The organism is Beijerinckia sp. L45 (genome assembly GCF_009765775.1).
Taxonomy (GTDB): Bacteria; Pseudomonadota; Alphaproteobacteria; order Rhizobiales; family Beijerinckiaceae; genus RH-AL1.
Window position 1 is genome coordinate 1 of sequence record NZ_LMUU01000245.1, and the last position, 9,900, is coordinate 9,900.

General features: G+C 65.4%; 10 protein-coding genes. 7 read left to right on the plus strand and 3 right to left on the minus strand.

Going from position 1 to position 9,900, the window contains the following annotated elements:
• Window positions 1-93: 93 nt before the first annotated feature.
• The 3 genes from GSQ79_RS25285 (at window position 94) to GSQ79_RS25295 (ending at window position 2,803) form a co-directional block, all read left to right on the plus strand.
• Window positions 94-1,173 (plus strand): BMP family ABC transporter substrate-binding protein, encoded by a 1,080-nt coding sequence (locus tag GSQ79_RS25285; protein WP_158811523.1) that lies wholly within the window; start codon window positions 94-96, stop codon window positions 1,171-1,173.
• 55 nt (window positions 1,174-1,228) lie between these two features.
• Window positions 1,229-2,428 (plus strand): amidohydrolase family protein, encoded by a 1,200-nt coding sequence (locus GSQ79_RS25290; RefSeq protein WP_158811524.1) that lies wholly within the window; start codon window positions 1,229-1,231, stop codon window positions 2,426-2,428.
• Window positions 2,429-2,545: 117 nt separating this feature from the next.
• Window positions 2,546-2,803, plus strand: coding sequence for a hypothetical protein (locus tag GSQ79_RS25295; RefSeq protein ID WP_158811525.1), 258 nt, complete (start codon window positions 2,546-2,548; stop codon window positions 2,801-2,803).
• Window positions 2,804-2,875: 72 nt separating this feature from the next.
• On the opposite strand, the gene GSQ79_RS25300 is transcribed toward GSQ79_RS25295, so the two are convergent.
• Window positions 2,876-4,171: an RsmB/NOP family class I SAM-dependent RNA methyltransferase gene (locus tag GSQ79_RS25300; protein WP_158811526.1), complete on the minus strand. Its 1,296-nt coding sequence runs from the start codon at window positions 4,169-4,171 to the stop codon at window positions 2,876-2,878.
• The gene (locus GSQ79_RS25305) at window positions 4,168-4,590 is read right to left on the minus strand and encodes an MAPEG family protein (protein WP_158811527.1); all 423 of its coding nucleotides are present in this window, start codon (window positions 4,588-4,590) and stop codon (window positions 4,168-4,170) included. Before GSQ79_RS25305 ends, GSQ79_RS25300 begins: the two co-directional genes overlap by 4 nt.
• A gap of 137 nt (window positions 4,591-4,727) precedes the next feature.
• Here GSQ79_RS25305 and GSQ79_RS25310 point away from each other — a divergent pair, with 137 nt between their 5' ends.
• Window positions 4,728-5,141: a coiled-coil domain-containing protein gene (locus GSQ79_RS25310; protein WP_368669976.1), complete on the plus strand. Its 414-nt coding sequence runs from the start codon at window positions 4,728-4,730 to the stop codon at window positions 5,139-5,141.
• Window positions 5,142-5,323: 182 nt separating this feature from the next.
• Window positions 5,324-6,586 carry an MFS transporter gene (locus tag GSQ79_RS25315; RefSeq protein ID WP_158811529.1) on the plus strand — a complete coding sequence of 421 codons (1,263 nt, stop codon included), beginning with the start codon at window positions 5,324-5,326 and terminating at the stop codon, window positions 6,584-6,586.
• A 253-nt stretch (window positions 6,587-6,839) separates the two neighbouring features.
• Here the strand turns inward: GSQ79_RS25315 and GSQ79_RS25320 are convergent, their stop codons facing one another.
• Entirely contained in the window at window positions 6,840-8,801 is a 1,962-nt protein-coding gene (locus tag GSQ79_RS25320) for an SPFH domain-containing protein (RefSeq protein WP_158811530.1), read from the minus strand.
• A gap of 457 nt (window positions 8,802-9,258) precedes the next feature.
• Here GSQ79_RS25320 and GSQ79_RS30465 point away from each other — a divergent pair, with 457 nt between their 5' ends.
• Window positions 9,259-9,324, plus strand: a complete 66-nt coding sequence (locus GSQ79_RS30465; RefSeq protein WP_368669977.1) for a hypothetical protein — start codon at window positions 9,259-9,261, stop codon at window positions 9,322-9,324.
• A 341-nt stretch (window positions 9,325-9,665) separates the two neighbouring features.
• Window positions 9,666-9,900, plus strand: a 235-nt coding sequence (locus GSQ79_RS29930) for an IMP dehydrogenase (protein WP_246725580.1), incomplete at its 3' end; no start/stop codon positions are given.

Consider the following 9,900-nt stretch of genomic DNA (forward strand, 5'->3'; position numbering starts at 1 on the left):
CCTCCGCGCCGATCACCGTCGCGGCGCCCTGCGCCAGCTGATGCATTCGGCATAGTCTTTGCGTTGCTTCCAGCGGTCTGGGAGCGATATAAAATGATCAATCGTCGTCATTTTAATGCCATGCTGGGCGGCACCGCCGGCTTCGGCGCCGGTATACGGCCCGCCAACGCAGCGGCAACCCCGAAAATCGGCTTCGTCTATCTTGGCCCCGTGGGCGACTACGGCTGGACGTATCAGCACGAAGCCGGTCGCAAGGAAGTGGTTAGCCACTTCGGCGACACGATCGAAACGACGTTCGTCGAAAATGTGCCCGAAACTGCCGATGCGGAACGCGTCATCGCGGCCCTGGCAAACAAGGGGCACAGCCTGATCTTCACGACATCCTTCGGATACATGAACCCGACGGCAAAAGTCGCGGCGATGAAGCCAGCCGTGAAATTCGAGCATTGCTCTGGCTATAAGCATGGCCCGAATTTGGGCGTCTACACGATCCGTTTCTACGAAGCGCGCTACATTCACGGCGTCATCGCCGGGAAAATGTCGAAGACCGGCACGATCGGATACATCGCATCCGTTCCCATCCCGCAAGTGATCATGTGCATGAACGCGACCTTGCTCGGCATGCGGTCGGTCAACCCGAACGCCAAGCTGAAATTCATTTTCATCAACACTTGGTACGATCCGGGCAAGGAAGGCGATGCCGCGAAAGCGCTGCTCGATCAGGGCTGCGATATCATCGCGCAGCATACGGACTCGCCCGCCGCCCTCCAGGTCTGCGAGCAGAGAGGCGTCAAGGCTTTTGCGGAGGCGACCGACATGATCAAGTTCGCGCCCAACACGCAGCTGACCGGACCGATCGATAATTGGGGACCCTACTATGTCGCGCGCGTCCAGGCGCTGCTGGACGGCACGTGGAAGACGGACGACGTCTGGGGCGGCCTCGGCGTCGACATGCTCAAGATGGCCCCGTACCGCAACATGCCCGACGACGTCGCGGCGCTGGCCAGCAAGACCGAAGCTGGCCTGAAGGCGGGCACGATTATCCCGTTCAGCGGGGATCTGAAGGACCAGGCCGGCAAAGCAAAGACGGTGGGCGGCAAGCCGCTCGACGATGCGGCGATCAACTCGATGAACTGGCTCGTCGAAGGCGTCGAAGGATCGCTTCCGACATGAGCGAGACCGGCCACGCCGTCCAAGCCTTGATACCACCCGACCAAGAAAGACACCTGTGAGCGCCGTCGACACGAATTTCGTAAACGCTCGGCTGGCAGACGGATCGCACGTCACGATATCGGTCGCGGCCGGCCGCATCCACGCCTCGACGCCCACGGGCGGCCACCCGCCTGTTGCCGCCACGACCATCGATCTGGGCGACGCGCTCGTCGTCCCGGGCTTCGTCGAAGGCCATATCCACCTCGACACGAGTTTTTACGGCGATGCGTGGAGGCCGCATATCCCGTGCACCAACGGCTTCGACGTGCGGGAGCGCGTCGCGTTTCAGGCGTACAACATGGCCAATGCCGCGCCGATGGATCGCCGCGCCACGATGCAGATCGAGCTTTGCATTGCCCAGGGTGCCACGCAGATGCGCAGTCACGTGATGGTCGACGGATCGGTCGGGCTGACCTCGCTCGAAACGATCCTGGCGGTGCGCGAGCGCTATCGCGACATGATCGACGTCCAGTTGGTCGCCTTTCCCCAGAGCGGCATCCTTTCGAGCCCCGGAACGCCGGATCTGCTCGGTGCCGCGATCGGCATGGGCTGCGATCTCGTCGGCGGTCTCGACCCCGCCGCCTTCGACCGGGATGTCGAAGGCCACCTCGACGTCGTATTCGGGATCGCAGAGAAGCGCGGCGTCGATGTCGATATCCACCTGCACGACGCCGACATGCTCGGCATCTTCGAACTGGAGCAGATCGCGGCGCGCACCAAGGCGCTCGGCATGGGCGGCCATGTCGCGGTCAGCCACGCTTATGCTTTGGGCGGCGTTCCGCTCGATGTCGCGCGCAGGACCGCCGTCACCTTGGCCGAGGCCGGCGTGGCCATCATGACCAATGCCCCCGGTGCCTATCCCTTTCCGCCGATCCTCGAACTGCGCAAAGCCGGCGTCACCGTCTTCAGCGGCAGCGACAACATCCGCGATTCCTGGTGGCCTTATGGCGACGGCGATATGCTTGGGCGCGCCAACATGATCGGCTATCGGTCAGGCTTTTATACCGACGACGATCTTACCGTCGCGTTCGACATCGAGACGGCGGCCGGCGCCAAGGCGCTGCGGGTCGCAGGTTACGGGCTGCAGCCCGGCTGCAAGGCCGATTTCGTGACACTGACGGCAGCGCATGTGCCAGAGGCCGTGGTCGCGCTCCCGCGTAGCCGCGCGGTCTACAAAGCTGGCCGGCTCGTGGCTCGCGACGGCGTCATCGTATGAAGACAGCCCGCCAAACCCTTTAAAAATCATTGTCGCTTTCGCCCTGCATTCGACCGTTCGGTTTGAGGGGGCGGCAATGTGCATAGGCTAACAATGGCCTCAACAGGAGGCCGGCCTATGTCTTATCTCATCATCCCGTCCGCAGGCGGCACGTGCCACCGCCGCGTGGATTTCGGCGCCATCGCCGAGCTATTCGTCGAGGACGAACCCGCGAGCGCGCCGCCGCCGGGCACGCTGGTGCGCGCCACCACCGCGTTGCGCGCCGTCCTGGCGCCGTTTACCCTGACGCTCGAGCTGCTGCGCGCGGAAGCGCTTGCCCGTGAGGCGCAGGGGCATCGGCCCGAGCCGCGCATCGCCCGGGCGTTCGGCATCTGATCGCAAGCCGTTTTGCACCACCATTCGGCCCAGGCGCCCCAGCTCATGGGGCAAGCCTGGGCCGACGCGTTTTCAGCCGGCCCGGACCACTTCGGCGATGAAGAAGCCGTCGGTGCCGGTGCGCAGCGGCGAGAGCCGGATCCCGGTATTCGTCGGATCGGCGAAGGCGGCGAGCGCCGGGAGGCCAGCGCCCTCGGCCAGCGCCTGCGGCGGCCGCAGCGCAAACTCCGCGTGCGTCGCGAGAAAATGCCGGACGCGGGCTTCGTTTTCCTCGATCAGCAGCGAACAGGTGACGTAGACGAGGCGGCCGCCGGCTTTGACGTAGCCTGCCGCCTGCGCCAGCACTTCGTCCTGTTCCTTGACGCGCTGCTCCAGCGCGCCGGGGCGCACCCGCCACTTGGCGTCGGGGTTGCGGCGCCAGGTGCCGGTGCCGGTGCACGGCGCGTCGACGAGGACGAGGTCGCACTTGCCCTTCAAATCGTCGAGCGGCGGCACGCCGCGGCGCGGCGCGCGCAGCTGCACGTTGCGCGCGCCTGACTTGCCGAGGCGGGGATAGAGCCCCATCAGGCGCCGGCCTTCGGTATCGGCGGCGTAGATCTGGCCCTTGTTGTCCATCGCTGCGGCGAGCGCGAGCGTCTTGCCGCCGCCGCCGGCACAAATGTCCAGCACCTGCTCACCGGGCTTCGCCGCGGCCAGCAGCGCGGCGATCTGCGAGCCTTCGTCTTGAACCTCGACGAGCCCCTTGATGAAGGAGGGCTCTCCGCTGAGCGCCGGACCACGACCGTCGGCGCCGAGCGGCAGCCGCAGCGCGTTCGGCGCGTAGGTGGTCTTTTCCGGGTCGAGATGGGCCAGCGCCGTCATCGCCTTGGCCTGGGTGCCGCGCAACGTGTTGACGCGGATGTCGAGCGGCGCGCGCGCCGCCATCGCCTGCATTTCGGCCGCCAGCGTGTCGGGGAAGACGGCGAGAAAGCTCGGCTCCAGCCATGCCGGGAAATCGCCGAGCACGGACGGCGCAGCGCTCGAAAAGTCCTGAGCGACGAGCGAAGCCTGCTCGGCCTCGGTGAGCGCTTCCGGCGCATGCTGCTCGCCGCTGCACATCGCGGCAATGGCCTCCGCATCGAGGCCGCGCGCGCGTGACAGCGAGCCGAGCAGGATCGCACGGGGCGTTTCCGCGCTCATCAGCCAGGCCGAGGAGGCGCGGTGGCGGAGCGCGTCGAACACATAGGAGGCGACCGCCGCCCGGTCCTTCGAGCCGGCAAAGCGATGGGCGAGACCATAATCCTTCAGCGCCTCCGCAGCGGGGCGATGACGGGTTTCGATGTCGGCAAAAACTTCAATCGCGGCAGCGAGCCGCCCACCGGGGGTCATCGGATGCCAAACAGGACGCCCAGGGCGAGAATGAGCCAGAGAAGCGCGGTCGCGACGGCGCTGGCGAGAAACAGCGGGCCGCGCAGCGAAAGGTTGTTGCTGGTGGTGTGCACGACGGCATGGCCGATGCGGGCGATGACGAACAGCCATTCGATGAGCACGAACAGGGTGCCGGCCTGGCGGATGACGATGGCGAGGATGACCGCCGCGATGAACAGCAGCGGCATCTCGAACTGGTTAGCGTAGCAGTTGGAAATCTGCCGGGTCTGCCGTGGGAAGGCGTCGCTGCTCAGCGCGATGTCGTGCGGGCGGGTGCCGGCGTTCATCGCGTCGGCGCGGCTTTTCGCCATGAAGCCGAGGAGGACGAAGACGAGCGTCACCTCGATGAAGACGGGAAGAAGGATGGTCGGTATTGTCATGGGGAACCCGAAATGAAAGCAGACATGTCCTTTGTTTCGGGGATTGCGCGGCGGGAGTCAAAGCGGGGCGGCTGGGGCTGGTAGCCAGCGGGCCCGGGAGACGCTAAACTCGGCCAAGGAGACCGGCCGTGACTGCGATGACCTTCGATACGTTGAAGCTCTCAAAGGCCCTTCAAGGCGCTTTCACGACCGAGCAGGCGGAAGCGCTGACGGACGCCTTTAGTTCGACGGCGCAGAACGCTCGCGAAGATCTCGCGACAAAGATCGACCTCTCTAACGTCGAGATTGCTCTCAGAGCCGATCTGACCAAGGTCGAGGCATCGCTGCGCGGAGACCTGACCAAGGTCGAGGCATCGCTGCGCGGAGTCGAGGCGGCGTTGAAAGGTGACATTCTCCTGATCCAGACGGATCTGCGTAAAGTGGAAACCACGTTGAGGGGTGAGATCCAGAACCTGAAGGTCGAGACCGTGAAATGGATCGTCACCGCAATCGCATTTAATCTGCTTGGCACGGCAGGCCTGATGATCGCGTTGGTGAAATTTGCGAAGTAGCGGCAGCATCAGCACGACTCATTGCACTCATAGGTCGGCCCGCAGCGCCCCCAGGCTCGCCACCGCGATCGCCATCTGCTCCCCCTGAGGCTCCGTCATCCGCGCCAGTATGTCCTGTTGGCGCGGTGCGCCGCAGCGTCCAAAGCACGGGCAGATCTCGGGCCGATTCAAAAGGACAAGTCATGGTGATGCTGCAGGATCGCGCCGGCTCCGGGGCCGCGGAAACCCCGCTCGCTTTGCTCAAGCCGCACTGGCGGCTGGTGCTGGCCGCCTTCCTCGGCTGGTTCCTCGACGCCTTCGACCAGGTCACGCTGCTGCTGGTGCTGCCGGAGATCGGCAAGCATTTTGGCGTCAGCCTGACCGCGATGGGCCTCGTCATCACCGCGCAAAGCCTCGGGCGCATCGGCGGCAACATCGGCTGGGGCTGGCTTGCCGACAAGTACGGCCGCAAACTGACGTTCATGCTCGGCGTGATCTGGTTCGCCGCCTTTTCCGGCCTCTCCGGCCTCGCCTGGAGCTATGGCGCCCTGCTGGTGATCCAGCTCCTGTTCGGCATCGGCTTCGGCGGCGAGTGGACGGCGTCTGCCGCGTTGCTGATGGAGACGGTGCCCGAGCGCGCCCGCGCGATGGCCTCGTCGCTGATGATGGCGGGTTACGAAGTGGGCTTCTTCGCGGCCGCCGGCGTGCAGGCGCTGCTGCTGCCGCATTTCGGCTGGCGCGTTCTGTTCTTCGTCGGCGTGGCGCCTGCCCTGCTGGCCGTGTTCATCCGCGTCGGCATCAACGAAAGCCCGGTGTGGTTGCGGATGCAACGCGAGCGCGCCAGCGGGACGCCGGCGCAGCAGGCCGCCGACAAGCCAACGTTCTCGATGACGCCGGCCGCGTGGCAGGCCTGCGCCTTCATGCTGGCGCTGCAGTTCCAGACCGCCTCGATCTACGATTTCTACCCGACCCTGCTGAAGACGGTTGGCGGGTTCGGCCCGAGCGGCGTGTTCGCCGGCATCGCTGCCTATTCGATCGGCTCGGTGCTGGGTAAGCTGATCTGCGGACAGGTGGCGTCACGCATCGGCGCACGCCCGACGATTCTGGGCTGCCTCGCCATCACCTTCTGCGCCATCATCCCCTTCGCCAGCGCCTTCAACGCCTGGACCCTGCTGGCCAGTGCGATGATCATCGGCGCCTCGAGCAGCGGCGTCTTCGCTTTGGTACCGCACTATCTGTCGCTGCGCTTCTCCAACGCCATCCGCTCCTTCGGCATGGGCATCGCCTACGCGCTGGCGGCCGGCGGCCAGGCGGTGGCGACCTACGTGCTGCCCAAGACCGGCGAGAGTTTGGGCCTCTCGCACGCGATCATGCTGTTCGTGGGGGTCAGTACGGTGGTGACGGCAGCGGTGGCGTTCTGGACGCCGCGGGTGCTGCCGGGGCAGGATATGGAGGCAGCGGCCTGACGGGTTCAACGCTGTCATCCCGGGGCGCGCGAAGCGCGAACCCGGGACCCATGAACACCGGCTTGCCCGTGAGAACCGTATCCGTTCGGGTCCACCGCCCCCCCAACCGACATCGTGTTCATGGATCCAGGCTCTCCGCTGCGCTCCGGCCGGGATGACATCGGGGGACGCGGACCCGCATTCTGCAGTGCGGCCCCCCCTCCACCATGCTTCGCATGGCCCCCTCCCCGCTAACGCGGAGGAGGATCTCGCTCTACGGCTCCAGCGTCGACGTCGGCTTCGCTTTCTCCGCCACCAGCATCGCCAGCATCATTTCGACCAGGCCGCCGGCGCCGCTCCTATCGGTGCCGCCGCCCAGCATGAACTGCGGGACGATCGGCAGCTTGCCGTTCTCGATGGCCTCGGCGAAACGCATCAGGACCTGGCTGTTCAGCTGATACTGCGGGCCGCCGTAGGCCTGCACCTGCTTGTCCGTCGCCTCGGCCTGCGCCAGGCCCACGGCCCGGATGCGCTCGGCGTCGGCGAGGCCCACGGCGCGGATGCGATCCGCCTCGCCCTGCCCTTCCAGGCGCACACGCTCGGCATTGGCCTTGGCGCTGACCTGGATCGACTCGGCCATCTGCCGGGCCTGCGCCAGCTGCGCCTTACCTTCGTTCTCGCGCACCTGCACCGCCAGCATCGAGGCGGTGATCGCCGCCTGCTGCGTCGCCATCGCTTCCTTTTCGCGCAGGGTCCGTTCCTGCACCGACGCCACCTCCTGCAGGCGATACGTGTCGACCTTCTCCACCGCGATCTGGCGGTCGCGCAGCTGCTTCAGGATCTGCTCGATGCCGGACTGGCCGGCTTCCGCGCGCGGCGTGCCGATGAGAACCTCCTGCAGCTCCAGGCTATAGGCGGCGAACTTGGTGCGCATCTCGAGGCTCGACTTGTCCTGGATGTCGGCGCGGTCTTGCAGCAGCTCGATCAGCGTTTTCGTCTGGCCGATGTTCTTGAAATAGGCCGAGACCATCGGGTCGAGCGTCTGCTCGACGAGGCGCTTGATGTCGCCGAAGCGCTGCACCACCAGCGGCGCCTTCTTGTAGTCGATGTGAACGACCACGGCTAACGGCAGCAGCGGCTCGAAGGCGTCCTTGGTGATCAGGCCGATCTCGGACAGGTTCTCGTCGAGCTTGTGCGCGCCGATCACCGCCTGCGTCCACTTCAGCACGAAGTTGGTTGTGGGCACCGTCACGACCTTGCCGGCATAGGTGTTGAAGGCATATTTGCCCGGCAGCAGCGGCGTATCCCACACGCCGCGGAAACCGACGCCGACGAGTTCGCCGTGGCGATAGTCGAGGCCGGAAACGTCTGCGCCAGCCTCGCCGATGTAGGACACGACCACACCGACCGAGCCGACCTCGACGATGGTTTTGGCGACCATCTCCACCGTCGCGAACAGGCGGTTGAGATAATAGGTGCCGTCGACGAGAACCTGATGCTGGCGCCCGCGAAACCCGCCCGCGCGCAAAAAGGCTTCTGGGTCCTGAAAGCTGTTGTGGCGATCGGCCCCATCACGGCCGACCGTCGGGGCGATGATCTCGCCCTCGGGCAGGGCCGGGCCGTCATGCACGGTGACGACGCCGATCACGTCGAGCACGGAATCGATGACGACCGGCTCGAAGCCGTCGCGCTCGCCGAGCAGCGTCGCCATGTTCTGGAACAGCGCGGCATCGCTTTGCGCCATGTCGATGGCGTAGGTGCGGTCCGCGGTCAGCACGATGAATTGCGCAAGGTTGATGGCATAGGTGCCCTCGCGCAAAATCTTGCGCTGCGGGCCCTTGCTGCCGCCGGCTGCGAGGAAGGCACGGACATCCTGGAAGTCGTCGGCAACGGCGTTGGAGGCGAGCGTCTGCGTCGGCGGCAGCGCGATGCCGTCGCGGGCGAAGACATAGCCGATCTGCCCTTGCGTGATCGTCACCAGCGGCAGGCGATGCACGCGGTATTGGCAGGGCATGAAGAAATGGTAGCCGCCACGCAGCACCTCGGGCTGAAAACCGGCCTCGCCGTTCAGCGCGATGAAGCCTTCGCGAATGGACCCGCGGCCGCTCCACAGTTTTTCCAGAATGCCGAGGCAATCATTGGGAATGTGGCGGACGATGCCGCCGACGAGCACAAGCAGGACGACAAGCGCCAGGCCCGCCGCAATGCTGGCGGGGACGACATAGGGGATGAGCATGGAAGTCTCGTGACCGATCGGTCCGTTCCTCTCCCGCGGGCGCGGGAGGCACACCGTCCGTCGCGCCCTCTGGCTGATGCGGTCGATGCGGCGAGGCAACGGCGATGGTGCGGCTGCGGTTCCTGCATGGCTCATTAAAGAGGGATGTGCCGACAATTGGGCTGAACAGGAGCTTCTGCAGGGTTGCCGCGCGAGACGGCCACAGCACCGCGTTTCGTCTCATGACTTGAAAAAAGAGAGGACCAATTCGCCTCAATGCCCCCTAAAGGTCGCCATCTTTTTTGTAGCTTAGCCAAGAATTTTGCTTGCACACGAAAACAACTCGGCAAGGCTTGAGAGCACAATAGATGAGGAGATCAGCGCATGCCAGGTCATAACTTCCGCCTGCAGATGCAGAGCTACGACTTGACCGCGGCCGATATCGACTATCGCCTGCCCGACATCCGTTCTGCTCCGGCTGTTTGTTTGGCAAGAGTATAATCTTGCCCCGACCTTTCGGTTTCTGCGAAAATTCCTCGATTAATGGCAGCAGGACGTGGATGGGCCGCTTGATTCGATACGCGTTGCGCATCGGCGCCTGAGCCAGTCCTCCGGGTGGCACGCCGTCGACGGCAATTTTGACGTTCATGGGACAGTCTATCGCTTTCGGTTAAGGCACCGGGGACAGACCTGTCGACGCGCGGGCGCCACTGACCCATCGGGGCTCGTGGTGGCCGCAGGAGGCCGGCCCACACCAAATCGCCCCACCGCGCTTCCCCCGCCCCGCCGCGCATGCTAACAGCCACTGCCAACTCAGCCGCGCAGCTTCGCCGCGGCCCCCTCCCGCGCCGCCCGCCTCTGCGGCGCCCACCTGGAGTTGGCTTCATGGCCACCATTGTCCGCTCGCCCATCGAAGAAGCGCTCACCTTCGATGACGTCCTCCTGTTGCCGGGCCATTCCGAGGTCATGCCGAGCGCGGTCGACCTGCGCACCCGGCTTACCAGCTCGATCACCCTGAACCTGCCCCTGATGTCCGCGGCGATGGATACGGTGACCGAATCGGGCCTCGCCATCGCCATGGCCCAGGCCGGCGGCATCGGGGTCATCCACCGCAATCTCG